General features: G+C 69.9%; 17 protein-coding genes. 6 read left to right on the plus strand and 11 right to left on the minus strand.

Annotation, left to right across the window (positions count from 1 at the left end; genetic code table 11):
- Positions 1-282: 282 nt before the first annotated feature.
- Positions 283-1,770 carry a replicative DNA helicase gene (gene dnaB, locus ACWCP0_RS14155; protein ID WP_451079083.1) on the plus strand — a complete coding sequence of 496 codons (1,488 nt, stop codon included), beginning with the start codon at positions 283-285 and terminating at the stop codon, positions 1,768-1,770.
- On the opposite strand, the gene ACWCP0_RS14160 is transcribed toward dnaB, so the two are convergent.
- Positions 1,737-2,225: a hypothetical protein gene (locus ACWCP0_RS14160; RefSeq protein ID WP_451079084.1), complete on the minus strand. Its 489-nt coding sequence runs from the start codon at positions 2,223-2,225 to the stop codon at positions 1,737-1,739. The two genes, dnaB and ACWCP0_RS14160, sit on opposite strands and share 34 nt — an antisense overlap.
- 166 nt (positions 2,226-2,391) lie before the next feature.
- Between ACWCP0_RS14160 and ACWCP0_RS14165 the strand changes: the two genes are divergently transcribed.
- Positions 2,392-3,777, plus strand: coding sequence for a serine hydrolase domain-containing protein (locus ACWCP0_RS14165; RefSeq protein ID WP_451079085.1), 1,386 nt, complete (start codon positions 2,392-2,394; stop codon positions 3,775-3,777).
- A gap of 99 nt (positions 3,778-3,876) precedes the next feature.
- Here the strand turns inward: ACWCP0_RS14165 and ACWCP0_RS14170 are convergent, their stop codons facing one another.
- From ACWCP0_RS14170 to ACWCP0_RS14180, 3 genes are all read right to left on the minus strand, one after another.
- The gene (locus tag ACWCP0_RS14170) at positions 3,877-5,052 is read right to left on the minus strand and encodes a winged helix DNA-binding domain-containing protein (protein ID WP_451079086.1); all 1,176 of its coding nucleotides are present in this window, start codon (positions 5,050-5,052) and stop codon (positions 3,877-3,879) included.
- 98 nt (positions 5,053-5,150) lie between these two features.
- On the minus strand, positions 5,151-5,603 hold the full coding sequence (locus ACWCP0_RS14175) for an N-acetyltransferase family protein (protein WP_451079087.1): 453 nt from the start codon (positions 5,601-5,603) through the stop codon (positions 5,151-5,153).
- A gap of 103 nt (positions 5,604-5,706) precedes the next feature.
- The gene (locus ACWCP0_RS14180; protein WP_451079088.1) at positions 5,707-6,183 is read right to left on the minus strand and encodes a MarR family winged helix-turn-helix transcriptional regulator; all 477 of its coding nucleotides are present in this window, start codon (positions 6,181-6,183) and stop codon (positions 5,707-5,709) included.
- 195 nt (positions 6,184-6,378) lie between these two features.
- On the opposite strand from ACWCP0_RS14180, the gene ACWCP0_RS14185 reads away from it, so the two are divergent.
- On the plus strand, positions 6,379-7,596 hold the full coding sequence (locus ACWCP0_RS14185; protein WP_451079089.1) for an MFS transporter: 1,218 nt from the start codon (positions 6,379-6,381) through the stop codon (positions 7,594-7,596).
- 85 nt (positions 7,597-7,681) lie between these two features.
- A complete protein-coding gene (locus ACWCP0_RS14190) occupies positions 7,682-8,113 on the plus strand; it encodes a GlcG/HbpS family heme-binding protein (RefSeq protein ID WP_451079090.1) in 432 nt (143 codons plus the stop codon).
- Positions 8,114-8,169: 56 nt separating this feature from the next.
- Here ACWCP0_RS14190 and ACWCP0_RS14195 read toward each other — a convergent pair whose 3' ends face one another.
- Positions 8,170-9,048 carry a GNAT family N-acetyltransferase gene (locus tag ACWCP0_RS14195; RefSeq protein ID WP_451079091.1) on the minus strand — a complete coding sequence of 293 codons (879 nt, stop codon included), beginning with the start codon at positions 9,046-9,048 and terminating at the stop codon, positions 8,170-8,172.
- 5 nt (positions 9,049-9,053) lie between these two features.
- Entirely contained in the window at positions 9,054-9,599 is a 546-nt protein-coding gene (locus ACWCP0_RS14200; RefSeq protein WP_451079092.1) for a DUF2269 domain-containing protein, read from the minus strand.
- Positions 9,600-9,857: 258 nt separating this feature from the next.
- Between ACWCP0_RS14200 and ACWCP0_RS14205 the strand changes: the two genes are divergently transcribed.
- Together ACWCP0_RS14205 and ACWCP0_RS14210 are read left to right on the plus strand one after the other, a co-directional pair.
- Positions 9,858-10,121, plus strand: a complete 264-nt coding sequence (locus ACWCP0_RS14205) for a hypothetical protein (RefSeq protein WP_451079093.1) — start codon at positions 9,858-9,860, stop codon at positions 10,119-10,121.
- A gap of 275 nt (positions 10,122-10,396) precedes the next feature.
- Positions 10,397-11,950: a globin domain-containing protein gene (locus tag ACWCP0_RS14210; protein ID WP_451079094.1), complete on the plus strand. Its 1,554-nt coding sequence runs from the start codon at positions 10,397-10,399 to the stop codon at positions 11,948-11,950.
- 30 nt (positions 11,951-11,980) lie between these two features.
- On the opposite strand, the gene ACWCP0_RS14215 is transcribed toward ACWCP0_RS14210, so the two are convergent.
- The 5 genes from ACWCP0_RS14215 to ACWCP0_RS14235 form a co-directional block, all read right to left on the minus strand.
- The gene (locus tag ACWCP0_RS14215) at positions 11,981-12,460 is read right to left on the minus strand and encodes an NUDIX hydrolase (protein ID WP_351230588.1); all 480 of its coding nucleotides are present in this window, start codon (positions 12,458-12,460) and stop codon (positions 11,981-11,983) included.
- 83 nt (positions 12,461-12,543) lie between these two features.
- Positions 12,544-13,440 carry a LysR family transcriptional regulator gene (locus tag ACWCP0_RS14220; RefSeq protein ID WP_451079095.1) on the minus strand — a complete coding sequence of 299 codons (897 nt, stop codon included), beginning with the start codon at positions 13,438-13,440 and terminating at the stop codon, positions 12,544-12,546.
- A 235-nt stretch (positions 13,441-13,675) separates the two neighbouring features.
- Entirely contained in the window at positions 13,676-14,836 is a 1,161-nt protein-coding gene (locus ACWCP0_RS14225; RefSeq protein WP_451079096.1) for a cystathionine gamma-lyase, read from the minus strand.
- Complete coding sequence (locus tag ACWCP0_RS14230; protein ID WP_451079097.1) at positions 14,833-15,330, minus strand: low molecular weight protein-tyrosine-phosphatase; 498 nt, start codon at positions 15,328-15,330, stop codon at positions 14,833-14,835. The genes ACWCP0_RS14225 and ACWCP0_RS14230 overlap by 4 nt, the downstream gene beginning before the upstream one ends.
- Before the next feature lie 7 nt (positions 15,331-15,337).
- Positions 15,338-15,718 carry a phage holin family protein gene (locus ACWCP0_RS14235; RefSeq protein WP_451079098.1) on the minus strand — a complete coding sequence of 127 codons (381 nt, stop codon included), beginning with the start codon at positions 15,716-15,718 and terminating at the stop codon, positions 15,338-15,340.
- Positions 15,719-15,741 lie beyond the last annotated feature (23 nt).

Consider the following 15,741-nt stretch of genomic DNA (forward strand, 5'->3'; position numbering starts at 1 on the left):
CGGAAAAACCGCAGGTCGCAGGTGGTGCGGTCAGGTGGCCATGACTTTGTCCACAGTGCTGTCCCCCGGTCCGTGCACAGGTTGCGCCGGGTTCTCCACAGCATCTCGTCGGTCGTCCACATGGCCTGTGGATAACCAGATTGGCTGACGGTGCCCGCGGGCCTAACGTGGACCGGCGCCCGACGCTTCCGGATGCGGAGTCGCGCCGTTCGTTTTGTCAGTGCCGTGTCGTAGAAAGAGTCGCACGGCGAGGTCCGCGGAGCGGACGGGAGGAGGTGGCCGGTGAGCATTCCCGAGCCCCTGGACGATCCCTGGGCCGACACCGGTCCGGGCGACCGTCTGCCCGTCTCCCGTCCGCGACGTGGAGAGGGTCGTGGCCGCGGCCGCGAGGAGCAGCACGAGCGCGGCAGGGAGAGCGGCCCCTGGGACGAGGCCGCTCACGGCGGCTTCGAGCGAGTGCCCCCGCAGGACCTCGACGCCGAGCAGTCCGTCCTCGGCGGCATGCTGCTGTCCAAGGACGCCATCGCGGACGTCGTGGAGATCATCAAGGGCCACGACTTCTACCGTCCCGCGCACGAGACCGTCTATCAGGCGATCCTCGACCTCTACGCGAAGGGCGAGCCCGCCGACCCCATCACGGTGGCCGCCGAGCTCACGAAGCGCGGCGAGATCACCCGCGTCGGCGGTGCCCCGTATCTCCACACACTGGTCCAGTCGGTGCCGACCGCGGCCAACGCCTCGTACTACGCGGAGATCGTCCACGAGCGGGCGGTGCTGCGGCGTCTGGTGGAGGCCGGCACCCGTATCACGCAGATGGGATACGCGGCGGACGGCGACGTCGACGAGATCGTGAACTCCGCGCAGGCCGAGATCTACGCCGTCACCGAGCAGCGCACCAGCGAGGACTATCTGCCGCTCGGCGACATCATGGAGGGCGCGCTCGACGAGATCGAGGCGATCGGTTCCCGCAGCGGCGAGATGACCGGCGTGCCGACCGGCTTCACCGACTTCGACTCGCTCACCAACGGACTGCACCCCGGCCAGATGATCGTCATCGCGGCCCGTCCCGCCATGGGTAAGTCGACGCTGGCACTGGACTTCGCCCGGGCCGCCTCGATCAAGAACAATCTGCCGAGCGTCATCTTCTCCCTCGAAATGGGCCGCAACGAGATCGCGATGCGTCTGCTGTCCGCGGAGGCGCGCGTGGCGCTGCACCACATGCGCTCCGGGACGATGACCGACGAGGACTGGACCCGGCTGGCCCGCCGGATGCCCGATGTCTCCCAGGCCCCGCTCTACATCGACGACTCCCCGAATCTGTCGATGATGGAGATCCGCGCCAAGTGCCGTCGGCTCAAGCAGCGCAACGATCTGAAGCTGGTCGTCATCGACTATCTGCAGCTGATGCAGTCCGGTGGTTCGAAGCGGGCCGAGAGCCGCCAGCAGGAGGTCTCGGACATGTCCCGTAACCTCAAGCTGCTCGCCAAGGAGCTGGAGCTTCCGGTGATCGCGCTCTCCCAGCTGAACCGTGGCCCCGAGCAGCGTACGGACAAGAAGCCGATGGTCTCCGACCTGCGTGAATCGGGCTCCATCGAGCAGGACGCCGACATGGTCATCCTGCTGCACCGCGAGGACGCGTACGAGAAGGAGTCGCCCCGCGCGGGCGAGGCGGACCTGATCGTCGCCAAGCACCGTAACGGCCCGACGGCCACCATCACGGTTGCCTTCCAGGGCCATTACTCACGCTTCGTGGACATGGCGCAGACCTGATCCGGCCGGCCGTGGGGCCTGCCCGCGTGCCTGCGGAGGGTCGCGCCCATGACGGAGCAGTGCGACGGGGTGGACTGGGCAGGGCTCAAGCACGCGTACGGACCGGCGGACGATGTGCCGCAGCTGCTGCGCGCGATGGAGAACCCCGGCGAGGACGTACGGGGCGAGGCGCTCGACGGCTGGGCTCCTCGTTCTGACACCAGGAGACGGTGTATTCGGGCAGGGCGTCGGCCGTGCCCCGTCTTGGCCGGCTCGCGGTGTACGGGCCGGGGCACCGGAATGAGGTGCTGTGGCTGCTCGTGGCGATCGCCGGAGGCAACGGCAGACGCGGGGACCTTGTCGGCGAAGACACGGAAGATCGTTCCTTCGCCGATGCCTGCGGCCTGCGCGATCTGCCGGGTGGTGACGGTGCTGCCGTGGGCGATGACGGGCGGGATCGCGGCGCGGATTCTCATGCCGCGACGCTGCTCCGTGCTCATGGCAGGGGCTCGGCGTCGTCTCGCTCCGGTGGTGTCATGTCCCCCTCATGGTGCGGAGTGAGTAACTCACTCCGTCAGTGGTCAAGATCCCGACCGTGCTTTTCGCTCGACCGGAACCTGGCCGTAGAGGTAGAGCTTGACCATGACCTCACCTTTCGAAGCGTTGCTTCACAGCACCGAGCGGGCCCTCCTCCACCGGGTCGCCACCGCACAGTCCGAGGGCCGCTCCCCCTCCCTCGTCGGGGCGGTCGCCAGGGACGGCCGACGTGTCTGGAGCGGTGCGCGCAGCTGCGTCGACGGACATGCGCCGGACGCCGACACCCAGTACCGCATCGGCTCCCTCACCAAGACGTTCACCGCGGTGCTGGTCCTACGGCTGCGGGACGAAGGGCTGCTGGACCTCGGCGACCCGTTGGAGAAGCACCTGCCCGGCACCGGTGTGGGTGAGGTGACCATCGCCCAACTCCTCGGCCACAGCGCGGGACTGGCCGCCGAGAGCCCGGCGCCGTGGTGGGAGCGCACACCAGGCACCCTCCGGCCGACGCTGGGCGATGTGCTCGGCGAGAGGCCGATGCTTCATCCCGTGGGCCGTCGGCACCACTACTCCAACCCCGGCTACACGCTGCTCGGCTCGCTGATCGAGGCGGTACGCGGAGAGTCGTGGGAGGCCGTGCTCCGTCGGGACATCCTGGAACCGCTGGGCCTCAGCCGTACGAGCACCCAGCCGCAGGCCCCGCATGCGGCGGGATGGGCCGTGCACCCCTGGGCGGATGTGATGATGCCCGAACCGGCCCAGGATCTCGGGCTGATGGCCCCGGCAGGCCAGCTGTGGTCGACCGCCTCCGACCTCTGCCGCTTTGCCGGCCTTCTCGCCGAGGGCGATGACCGGGTGCTGAGCGCGGATTCCGTACGGGAGATGAGGACCCCGTCAGTTCCGTTGGAGGCCGGGGACTGGGAGAGCGGCTACGGGCTCGGCCTTCAGGTCGTGCGGAGGGACGGACGCACGCTCATCGGACACACCGGCTCGTTGCCGGGGTTCGTCGCCTGTCTCTGGGTGAGTGTGGAGGAGGGCGTCGCCGGCGTCGCGCTCGCCAATGCCACCTCGGGCCCGTTGACCGGCGCCGTGGCAGCCGATCTCGTGCGGATCGTGGTCGAGGCCGAGCCACGGCTGCCCGAGCCCTGGCGCCCGATGCGGGAGGTGGACGAGTCGCTGCTGGAGCTCGCCGGGCCCTGGTACTGGGGCACGAGTGGCTTTGGGCTGAAGCTGGTGGCCGACCACGGGCTGGAGCTGTACCCGTTGAAGGGGAACGGCCGCGGCTCGCGGTTCCGTGCCCCGGAGGACGGCGACGGCTGGATCGGGCGCGACGGCTATTTCGCGGGGGAGACGCTGAGCGTCGTGCGACGAGCCGATGGGTCGGTGGACCACCTGGATCTGGGCTCATTTGCCTTTACGCGTGAGCCGTACGACCCGGCGGCGGATGTGCCCGGAGGGGTGGATCAGGGCGGCTGGAGGGGCCTTCAGGCGTGAATCCGTCCAGCCGTTGGCCGGAACGACTGCGCAGGCAGCGGACCTGCGGCGACGTTTCACGTGAAACGGACGACGGCAGGGCCGCAGGGAGGCCGGACGTCAGGCCGACAGTTCCCGCTCCAACGGCGTACGGATGCGCGGAGTGATCCGGGCCTCGCCCACCCACTCCGACAGTCGGGAGGCCTCCGCTTCGATCGCGGCGGAGGCCTCCCGGCCCGGGTCCGTCAGCAGGCGCCAGACGATCTCGCCGTCCGCGCGCTGCGCCCAGCCCCCGACGATCTCGCCGTTCCACCACACCGTGGGCCCGATGTTCCCGGCATAGTCGAAGAGCGCGGCACGGTGCCCGGGGTCGAGATGGAAGCCTCGGTCGGCCCACGCCATGGCGCTCGGATCGAGCCCGGGGAGCAGGGCCGCCCAGGGCTCCACCGGTGGCTCCCGCTCGGTGTCGCCGGGCGCGACATAGCCCACGACGTCCTCGTCCAGCCGGACCTCCTCGGCGCCGACGGCCGCGAGGGCCTTGCGTACATGGCCCAGCGTCCATCCGGTCCACCACTTGAGGTCCGCCTCGGTGGCGGGGCCGTAGCGGAGCAGCCAGCGCCGGGTCAGCTCGGCCTGGGCCTCGGCGACAGGCAGGACGGGCCAGGGTTCGCTCAGGGCCCACGTGAACTGGCTGGAGGTCCAGGAACCGCGCGGCCGGTCCCGGCGGATACGGCCCTCGGCGGCGAGTACCCGGATCACGCGGGTGGACACGCCCTGCACCGTCTCGTACTTCTGGCCGCGGAACACGGTGATCTTGGTGCGCAGTGCGGGGACAGCGGCGGAGAGCTGGCTACCGGTCGATGGGCCCCGTGCCGTGAGCTCGGTCAGGACCGCATCCTCGGCATCGGCGAGCCACTGCTCGTCCAGACCGTTTCCGTCCTCCACGAGATGCTTGATCAGCGTCTTGCGTTCCTTGACGGCGATGGCGTGCCCGGTCGAGGCGGCGACGCACGGGGCGAGTTCCTCCGAGACGACGAAGAGTGTGCGACGCATGGAAAGCAGCCGGACCAGCGAGACGTCCTCGTACAGCGCCCGCACCACCTCTGCGGTGGTGGCGTCCGTGAGGCGGGCGCAGGCGGAGAGATGGACGGTGGCGGCGTCCGTCGCGTGGAGGGCGATCACGGCGTCCGTGGCGTCCACCGCTGTTGCGGCCCGCGCGGAGGGTGCCAGGAGGTGGCGGCGGCCGAGGCGCGTCCGGCGTTCGGCCGCGCTGATCCGGTGAAGTGCACTGCTCATGGCCGGAGCGTAGAGCGGAACTAGGTCAGTTCGAGTCCGCATCAGCCGACGGGTCGGCGCAGATATCGCCGTCCGACAGGGGTGTCGACGTCCGAGCGTCAGATCGTGCGCTTGAAGCCCACATGGGACGCCTCGAACCCGAGGCGCTCGTAGAACCGGTGGGCATCGGTGCGGCTGACGTCCGACGTCAGCTGGACCACCTGGCAGTTCTGGCGGCGGGATTCGTCGACGGCCCATTCGATGAGCCGATTGCCGAGGCCGGTGCCCCGCTCGTCGGAATGGATCCGTACCGCCTCGATGATCGAGCGGGTGGCGCCGCGTCGCGAGAGTCCGGGGATGACGGGGAGCTGGAGGGTGCCGATGACACGGCCCGCGCGTTCGGCGACGACCAGATGCTGGTTCGGGTCTCCCGCAAGGCGCTCGAAGGCCACGGTGTACGGGGAGAGATCGTCCGGCGACTCACGCCGGGCGCCCAACGGGTCGTCGGCGAGCATCTCCACGATGGCCGGGATGTCGGCGGGGGAGGCGGGCCGTATCTGGAGATCGCTCATGATCGCCAGCCTATGCGGGAGGGGTAGCGCCATGTGCTGAGGCCCTGTGCTGACGCGGTGGGGGCTGCGCCCCGTAGGTACGCCGCGTGCGTGCGCCCTGCGCTCACGCCGACGACCCCGCGGGTGCCGGAATCCGCAGTCCCTCGACCGCCCGGACCAAAGGGGCCAGCTCGGGGCTCTTCGCGGCCTCGTCGAGGGCTTCGCGCAGAGCGGTGTCGTTCGTCGGCCGGGCCTCGGCGAGCAGTGCCAGGCCGGCATCCGTGACGTCGGTGTAGATGCCGCGGCGGTCGGTGTCGCACAGATAGCGGCTGAGCAGCCCACGGTCCTCGAGGCGGGTGACCAGGCGGGTGGTGGCGCTCTGGCTGAGCACGACGGCGTCGGCGACCTGCTTCATCTGGAGATGGCCGCCCGGGCCGCTGTGCTGGCGGCTGAGGACGTCGAGCAGCGAGTACTCCCGCACGCTCAGGTCGTGCTTGGCCTGGAGCTCCCGCTCGAGGTGCGCCTCGATCCGGCCGTGCAGCAGGGAGAGGGCGCACCAGCTCTGGGCGAGGGCGGTGAGTGCCGGGTCCGTCGCGGTCATCGATCTCTCCTTCGTCCAGGAGCGCTCTCGAGGGGCCTCTGAGGGCCATGGGAGGCCGCTGCCGCCACTGCGCTCGGTGACTTGACACCAGGATAGACGACCCATGCAATAGCCCGCGCTTGCAACTAATCGTCGTCTGCAATTATTGTGGACGCCTGTAAGGCGCAGACGCAATCTTCTGGGAAAGGTGAACCCATGCCGCTCGCGCTCCTCGCCCTCGCCATCGGGGCATTCGGTATCGGCACCACCGAATTCGTGATCATGGGGCTGCTCCCCGAGGTTGCCGATGACTTCCAGGTGTCCATCCCGACCGCCGGACATCTGGTGACCGGCTACGCCCTCGGAGTCGTCCTCGGTGCTCCCGTGATGACGGTCCTCGGGACCAAGGTCTCCCGCAAGCGCATGTTGATGCTGCTGATGGGACTGTTCATCGCGGGGAATGTGCTCTCCGCCGTCGCCCCGGCCTTCGGTGTGATGCTCGCGGGCCGCGTGGTGGCCTCGCTCGCGCACGGCGCCTTCTTCGGCATCGGCTCGGTGGTCGCCGCCGATCTCGTCGCCCCGGAGAAGAAGGCGGGCGCCATCGCCATGATGTTCACCGGACTGACCGTCGCGAATGTCGTCGGTGTCCCGCTGGGCACGTTCATCGGCCAGAGCATCGGCTGGCGTGCGACGTTCTTCATCGTCGCCGGGCTGGGTGTGCTGGGCCTGGCCGGTGTCGCCAAGCTGGTTCCGGAGCAGCCCGGGCCCCAAGGCGTACGGCTGCGCCATGAGTTCGCCGCGTTCCGCAATGTGCAGGTTCTGCTGGCCATGGCGATGACCGTGCTCGGCTTCGGTGGTGTGTTCGCCGCGATCACCTACATCACGCCGATGATGACCGAGGTCGCCGGCTTCGCCGACTCCTCGGTGACCTGGCTGCTCGTCCTGTTCGGTCTGGGCATGGTCGGCGGGAACCTGGTCGGCGGCAGGTTCGCGGACCGTGCGCTCATGCCGATGCTGTTCGTGTCGCTCGGCGCGCTCGCGCTCGTACTGGCGCTGTTCACCTTCACCGCTCACCACAAGATCGCGGCGGCCGTCACCATCGTGCTTGTCGGCGCGCTGGGCTTCGCCACCGTGCCGCCGCTGCAGAAGCGGGTCCTGGACCAGGCGTCCGGCGCCCCGACGCTGGCCTCGGCCGTCAACATCGGCGCCTTCAACCTCGGCAATGCACTGTCCGCCTGGCTCGGCGGCATCGTGATCGCGGCCGGGCTCGGCTTCACCGCCCCGAACTGGGTGGGCGCGATTCTCGCCGCGTCGGCGCTCGGTCTCGCCGTCTTCTCGGCGGCCCTGGAGCGCGGCTCCGCCCGTCGGGAGAGCCGGGTCGTGGCCGGGGTGGGGGCCACAGAGCCCGTGTCCGTCCCCGCAGCCCGTCGCTGAGTTTGAAGGCTCACGCCGACCCTCTCAATCCCTCAACTTTCCGTCCCTCACCGCACAACCGCACCATCGCATCAAGGAGCTCACCATGACCACCGCCACCGCCACCGCTGTCGCCCCCCTGACCATCCAGGACGCCGAAGCCCTCGTGGAGGCTGCCCGAGCGGCGGCCGAAGCGGCCGGCGTGACCGTCGCGATCACCGTCCTCGACGCCGGAGGCCATCTGCTGGCCTTCCGCCGGGACGACCGGGCCGTGCTCATCGCCGGAGAGACCAGCACGCGCAAGGCTTACACGGCACTCCAGTTGAACGCCCCCACCGCGGATCTCGTCGATGCGGTCCAGCCCGGCGGCCTCTTCCACACCCTTCCGACCGCGCTGGACCGCCCGCTCCTCTTCATTGCGGGTGGCATCCCGGTGCACCGCGACGGTCGTCTCATCGGTGCGATCGGTGTCGGCGGCGGCGCGCCGGAGCAGGACCACGGTTTCGCGGCCGCGGCGCTGGAAGAGCTGCCCCGCTGACCGGCTTTCCCACCGGCAGGCTGCCCCTGCACCGATGACCCGGCGGGACCTCTCGCTCAGCCCGCCGCAACCGTCAGCGGCGCGAAGCGGCGGGTCCAGTCGCCGGGAAGGGCGGGGGTGCCGTGGGTCATGACGGTGTTGAAGGCGATCGGTGACAGGCCGCTCGCCTTCAGCCAGTCGAGGAGCTCCTCGTGGCGTACGTCGATGTCGGTGCGCAAGAGGCGGTCCGTGGCGGTGGCCAGGGAGGCGACGAGCGCCTTCGCCGTGTCCGTGTCCCGGGCGATGAGGGGGCCGATGACATGGGTGTTCATGTTGGGCCAGGCGGCCGCGTAGCCCGTGAGGACGCCGTCGGACTCCGCGACCCTCAACTGGTCGGCGAAGGCGGGGAGGCGCGTGATCATGTGGGTGCGGTCCAGGCCGAAGACCTCGCTGTCGAGGCGGAGAATCGCGGAGAGGTCCTCGGCCGTCGCCGGACGGATCGTGGTTCCGGCCGACGTCCCGGTGGAGTTGTCCGTCGCCGGGCCGGTGGGGCGGAAGTGGCCGCGGACCATCTCGGCGCGGCCGACGGTGGTGAAGCCCAGTTCCTCGTATAGGGGCTGCCCGTTCGGGGTGGCATGAAGGGTGAGCGGAATTCCTCCGGTCTCCGCCACCACGTACGTCATCAGGCGCCTGCCGATGCCCTGCCGGGCGTACCGCTCGGCCACGAGCACCATGCCGATGGCAGCGAGTCCCGGGCCGTAGGAGGTGACGACGCACGCCGCGACAAGGCCCTTGCCGGAGGGGTCGTCGATGCCGTATCCGGTCCCGGCCGCGAGCAGCAAACCCCATTTGTGCTCTTCGCGCGGCCAACCGCGGTCCTCGGAGAGATCGGCGCAGGACGTCAGGTCTGCCGTGGTCAGATCCCGGATGGGGGGCTCGTTGAGCGGTGTTGACATGAAGGTCAGGCTGTCGGACGCAGAGATCGCTCGTCCAGCGCTTTACCGGAAGTGGCCGAGACCCGCAGCCGACGTCCGCGGCGCGTCATCCCCCAGGGCTTGAGGACCGAGATCGCCGTCATGAAGAGGTACGCCGACAGGGAGACGATCGGGGCGGCGAGCAGACCCGACGGGTCCGTCACCGGAATCCCCGCGGCGGCTTCGTCCGCGGCCGCGTTCACTCCGGGCCGCAGCGAGAACGCCGTCAGCGCGGTAGTGATCAGAGTGAGCCAGAACTTGGTCCAGACCCAGCGGTACCGGGCCAGGCCCCATGGCGTACCGAGCGACAGGAGCAGACCGCTGCCGAGGGTCAGCAGTGCGACGGGGATCATCAGCCAGTTCGCGAAGACCGCCATCGAGCGGTACGAGGCTTCGGCCATGGCAGGTGACCCGGAGCTGACCGCGGCGACGCTCAGCCCGAGCAGTCCGAGAGAGAGCCCGAGCCAGCCCGCCGATGCGGAGACATGGACGACGAGGGTGGCCCGCCGAACGGGTCGCTTGAGTGGTTTCACGTGAAACACCGTGCCGCTCCGCCTGGTGCCTCCGCGTCTGACAGCGGGAGTAACCGCACGTACTAGCCTCGGCGTACACGACGCTGACGCGCCTCCGCCCACCCATGGGGCTACTGTGCCGCGATCTCCCTCGTCCCTGATTTCTTCGTCAAGAGATTGCTGCCGCGGGGTGCGCGCTCCACCTATGGTTCACGTCGCCCGTCTCCACCGTTCACCGAGCCGGTCGACCGATCAGGCATTCTTGATGCAGTCGCGAAGGTGAAGATCGCGAACCAGCTCTGTGCAGAGTTTGGGGTGAAGCTGGACGCCTCTGTTGCATATGGTGATTCCATGTTCGACGCGCACATCTTCGCCGCGGTGCCCGTTGCGGTGGCGGTGAATGCGGACCATCATCTCTCCGAGCTCGCCACCACGCCCACACGGGGAGCAATCTGCGGGAGGCATACGAACTGGTGCGATTCCTGCCGTAGTTCGCGGCATCGGGGAACAGGGGTCAGGGACGGCCCGGAGATTCAGGGCTGACCGCGGCTACAGGCATGGGGTATTGCAGCCTAACGGGAAAGTGGGCAGGGATACCCGGACTTTCCGCTCTTTGTCCGTTGCGGCGGTACATGCTGGGATGCTCGACGACAGGTGTCGCGGGCAATGTCACCCAGTCCCACTCGTCCCGATTCCCGCGAAGGCAAAGGGCTAGTGTGGGCCGGCAACGGTCTTGAGGCAGAGCGGGGAAATGGGGCACGTTCCGGACCAGCGGAAGTGCGCAGACCGACCGAAAGATGTTCGAGGCGAGGCACACAATGGACGCTCCGACCACCACGTCGGCCGGCAATGGCACTTCGGGCGAGAACGGTGCCAACGGCGGCGGAGGCGGCTGGTTCACCCCTCGTAAGAGGGGTGCCACGGGCCGGTCCGCGCCGCATGCGGAGGGCGGCCCGACGGGCGAGGGCGGCGAAGGCCGGATAGCCCCGCCGAGCCGTCCTGTGGCCGCGATACGCCCTGTCGGCACCGGAGCCGAGCGAGCCTCCGCCATGCCGCAGCGCGGCGCCCCGGCCGCCTCGCAGCGGCCCGCACCCGAACCCCCCGCACCCGAGCCCCGCGTACCCCAGGCTCGCACGCCCTACCCGCAGGCGAACCCGCCCTCCGCCCCGCAGGCGCCCGCTCCCGAGGCCTTCGCACCCACGCCGCACGCACCCGAGCCCCCGACGCCCCCTGCCGCGCCGGCGTATCTGCGGCAGAGCAGCGCGTCGCCCGACGCGATCCGCGTCCGGCGGACGATGGAAGAGATCGGCCCCGTCGCCGACAAGGTCACCTCCTACTTCTACGCCCTGCTCTTCGTCCGCCACCCCGACCTGCGCTCCCTCTTCCCCGCCGCGATGGACACCCAGCGGGACCGCCTCCTCAAGGCCCTGCTGACCGCCGCCGAGCACATGGACAACACCGCCGTGCTCGTCGGCTACCTCAAGAATCTGGGCCGCGGCCATCGCAAGTACGGCACCCAGCCCGCCCATTACCCGGCCGTCGGCGAGGCCCTCATCGGGGCGCTCAGCCGCTACGCCACCACCACCTGGGACAGCGAGACCGAGGCCGCCTGGGTCCGTACGTACACGACGATCTCGCAGGTCATGATCGACGCGGCCGCGGAGAACGAGCTCCACGCGCCGGCCTGGTGGCACGCCGAGGTCGTCTCGCACGACCTCAGGACCTCGGACATCGCGGTCGTCACCGTCCGCCCCGACCAGCCGTACCCCTTCCTGGCCGGGCAGTACACGAGCCTGGAGACGCCGTGGTGGCCGCGGGTCTGGCGGCACTACTCCTTCGCGGGTGCCCCGCGCTCCGACGGGCTGCTGTCCTTCCACGTCAAGGCCGTCCCGGCGGGCTGGGTCTCGAACGCCCTGGTCCACCACGCCCGCCCCGGCGATGTGCTGCGCCTCGGTCCGCCCGCGGGGTCCATGACCGTCGACCACAGCACCGACAACGGTCTGCTCTGTCTGGGCGGCGGGACCGGCATCGCGCCGATCAAGGCACTGGTCGAGGACGTCGCCGAGCACGGTGAGCGCCGGCCGGTGGAGGTCTTCTACGGTGCGCGCACCGACCACGACCTCTACGACATCGACACGATGCTGCGACTCCAGCAGAGCCACCCGTGGCTGCAGGTGCGACCGATCGTCGACGGCAAGGCCCAGTTGCCCGACGCCGTGCGCGAGTACGGTCCGTGGAACGAGTACGACGCCTATCTGTCCGGCCCGATCGGGATGATCCGCAGCGGTGTGGACGCGCTCAGGGGCATCGGCATCCCGTTCGAGCGGATCCGTCACGACTCCCTCGAAGAGCTCGTCGCCGCCGCAGACTAGGATCCCGCGCCGCCCGGCCACGGCCCGGGGTCAGCCCAGATCAGGAGCGTGCATCGCACGCACGCCCTCGATGTTGCCGTCCAGGTAGTGCCGCAGCGACAGCGGTACGAGATGAACGGCGGCGATCCCGACGCGGCTGAAGGGCACCCGGACGATCTCGTACTGCCCGCAGGGCTCCTCCACCTCGGGGCCGTGGCGCCGTGTCTCGTCCAGCGACACCAGCCGGCACACGAAGAAGTGCTGCACCTTCACGCCCGACACCCCGCCGTCCACGATGTGTTCGACGGTGTCGACGAAACAGGGCACCACATCGACGATCTTGGCGCCGAGCTCCTCGTCCACTTCACGATGGAGGGCTTCGACGACGGTCGCGTCCTCGGGCTCGACCCCGCCGCCCGGCGTCACCCAGTACGGATCCATGCCCGGCTTGGTGCGCTTGATCAGGACGAGGTCGTCCCCGTCGAGCAGAATGGCGCGTGCGGTGCGCTTGACCACTGGCCGTTCGGTCATGGCAAGAGAGTGGCCCACGACACCCGTTCTGAAACTCCCGTCCACCCAGCCGTTGCCTGGCGTCACCTGTCGGCACCCGACTGTCACCAGTCGACCGCCGCGCGCAGCAGCCCCTCGTGTGCCCGTGCGATGTGCGGGAGCGCGAGCGTCCCGGTGCGGACCACGAGGAAATACGTACGCAGCGGGGGTACGGGAGGATCGAGCAGGGCCACCAGTCGCCCGCTCTTGAGGTCGCTCTCGCACAGATAGCGCGGCAGGACCGCCAGCCCGGCGCCCGACGCGGCGGACTCCAGGACCGCGCGCAGATCCGGCGCGATGACGGTGCCGGCGGCAGCCGGCCGGCGGTCGAAGACGGCGGCCCAGTAGCGCGAGACGAACGGCAGCGACTCGTGGACCTCCACCACCGGCAGCTGCTCCAGCACGACGGAGCCCTTTCCTCGCAGCACGCCGGGGCCCAGCCGTGCCGCCCACCGCGCCGAGGCGACCAGGACGTACTCCTCGTCGCAGAGCGGAGTCGAGGTGAGCAGTCCGCCGCGCGGACGGGCCGTCGCAATGGCCAGATCATGATGCCCGGCCGCCAGTCCTTCGAGGATTTCCTCGGCGTTGGCCACGAAGGACGTCCGTAACGCGAGGCCCTCCGAGATCAGTGGGGTGAGTGCCGGGATCGCACGTACGGACGTGAACTCAGGCGGCCCGGCGAGGTGCAGCGTACGGACGGCCGACTCGTCGTCCAAACCAGCCTCGGCGATCTCGACGAGGGCGTCCAGATGCGGGGCGGCACGGTGGGCGAGCTCGTCGCCGATGGTCGTGGGGGTGACGCCGCGCGCCTGGCGCAGGAAGAGCGGCCGCCCCAGCTGCCGCTCCAGGGTCCGGATCTGACTGGTCACCGCGGGCTGGGAGAGCCCGAGCAGTGCGGCGGCGCGGGTGAACGAACCGGCCCGGTGCACCGTGATGAATGTGCGCAACAGGGCCAAGTCCATTGCTCAACTATAAATAAGTCGATAGGTCGCTGTCGCTAGCGTGATTGGACACTGACGCACAGTCAACTAGCCTTGGTCGAGCGGTTCTCCGCGCGTGGAACCGCGGGGAACCGGGGCGGTCCGAGCCATGAGGGGGGAGGCTCGGACCGCCTCTTCGTGTCGTGCCCCCGTCCCGTCGTCCGCCCGTCCCGCGGTCCGCCGGTCCGCCGGTCCTCCGGTCCTCCGGGGTTCGCCGTCACGCAGCCGCGGCCCCCGCCTCCAGGGCGCGCAGCACATCCGCCACCAGATCCTCCGGGTCCTCCGCGCCGGCGGAGAAGCGGATGAAGCCTTCCGGTACGGCGTCACCGCCCCACCGGCCCCGGCGCTCGGCGCTGGAGCGGACGCTCCCGAAGCTCGTCGCATCGTCGACGAGGTGCAGCTCGGCCAGGAACCGCTCCGCGTGTGCGCGGTCGGGCAGCGTGAAGGAGACCACCGAGCCGAAGCGGCGCATCTGACCCGAGGCGACCTTGTGGGAGGGGTCGTCGGGCAGTCCCGGATAGCGCAGCCCGGTCACCTCGGCGCGACCGGTGAGCGCCCGCGCGACGGCGAGCGCGTTCGCGCACTGGCGGTCGGACCGCAGCTGCAGCGTGGCCAGCGAGCGGTGCGCGAGCCAGGCCTCCATCGGACCCGGGATCGCTCCGACGACCTTGCGCCAGTGCCGTACGCGCGCGGCGAGCGAGGCGTCCCGGCACACCACGTACCCGAGCAGCAGATCCCCGTGCCCCGTCAGCCCCTTGGTGCCACTGGCCACGGCGAAGTCCGCGCCCAGCTCCAGCGGTCGCTGGCCGAGCGGCGTCGCGAGCGTGTTGTCGACGGCGACGAGCGCCCCGCCGGCGTGCGCCGCGTCCACGAGCCGCCGCACGTCGCACACATCGAGCCCCGGGTTGGACGGTGTCTCGATCCACAGCAGCTTCGCCCCGTCGAGCACGGCCAGCTGCGCGTCGCCGCCCGTCGGCGCGGTCCGTACCTCGACGCCGTACGCCTCCAGCTGCTCGCGAACCAGCGGGAGCGCCTGGTAGCCGTCGTCGGGCAGTACGACGACATCACCGGCCCGTACCTGGGACAGGAGGACCGCGGAGACCGCGGCCATCCCGGAGGCGAGGACGACGGTCTCGGCGCCGGGCCCGGTGCCCTTCCCCGTGCCGCCCTCGGGCTCCGAGGGAGCCTCCAGCTCCCCGATGGCCCGCTCCAGCAGCGTCCAGGTGGGGTTGTCGTCGCGCCCGTAGGTGTACGGGCCCGTCGGCTCGCCCGGCAGATGGTAGTGCGCGGCGAAGACCGGCCCGGGGAGGGTCGGTTCGTGCTTCCGCGCCTCGGGCAGTCCCGCCCGTACGGCCCTGGTTCCGTCACCCATGCTCATGCCGCTCGCTCCTCAACAGCCGTACGCACTGCGGCGAGCAGGCCCTCGCTCGCCGTCTCCACCATGTCCAGGCACTCCTCGAAGCCGTCCATGCCGCCGTAGTACGGGTCGGGCACATCGAGCTCGCCCCGGGCCACGGCGGCCGGATCGTAGGAGCGCAGCAGCCGCACCTTCGCGGCGTCCGTCTCGGTCGGTGCGAGTCTGCGCAGCTCGCGCAGATGCCCTTCGTCCAGGGCGATCACCAGGTCCAGCCGGGCGAACCAGGAGGTGCGGAACCGACGTGCGACATGCTCCGACCCGTAGCCGTTCGTCCTCAGGACGGAGACGGTGCGGTGGTCGGCACCGTCGCCCTCGTGCCAGCCTCCGGTGCCGGCGCTGTCGACATCGACCAGGCCGCCGAGTCCGGCCTCCTCCAGACGGGCGCGGAAGACGGACTCGGCCATCGGCGAACGGCAGATGTTGCCGGTGCAGACAAAACAGACAGCGAACGGCATCGGACACTCAGCCCTTGTCGTCGGGGAGCACCATGTTCAGCGCCCATGACACGATCGAGATGATCAGACCGCCGAGCACCGCGGTCCAGAAGCCGTCGACGTGGAAGCCCAGCTCGAGCTTGTCGGCGAGCCAGGACGTCAGCAGCAGCATCAGGGCGTTGATCACCAGTGTGAACAGCCCGAGAGTGAGAACGAAGAGCGGGAGCGTCAGCAGCTTGGCCACCGGCTTCACGAGGAAGTTCACCAGGCCGAAGAGCAGCGCGACGACGACGAGCGTCAGCACCTTGTCGCCCGTGCTGTCACCGGTGAGCGTAATGTCCTTGATCAGCCAGATTGCCACACCCAGGGCGCCGGCATTCGCGATCGTCTTGACGAGGAAATTCTTCATGTGTCTGATCGTGGCAGACGTGA

The sequence above is a fragment of the Streptomyces sp. NPDC001970 genome (genome assembly GCF_053594115.1).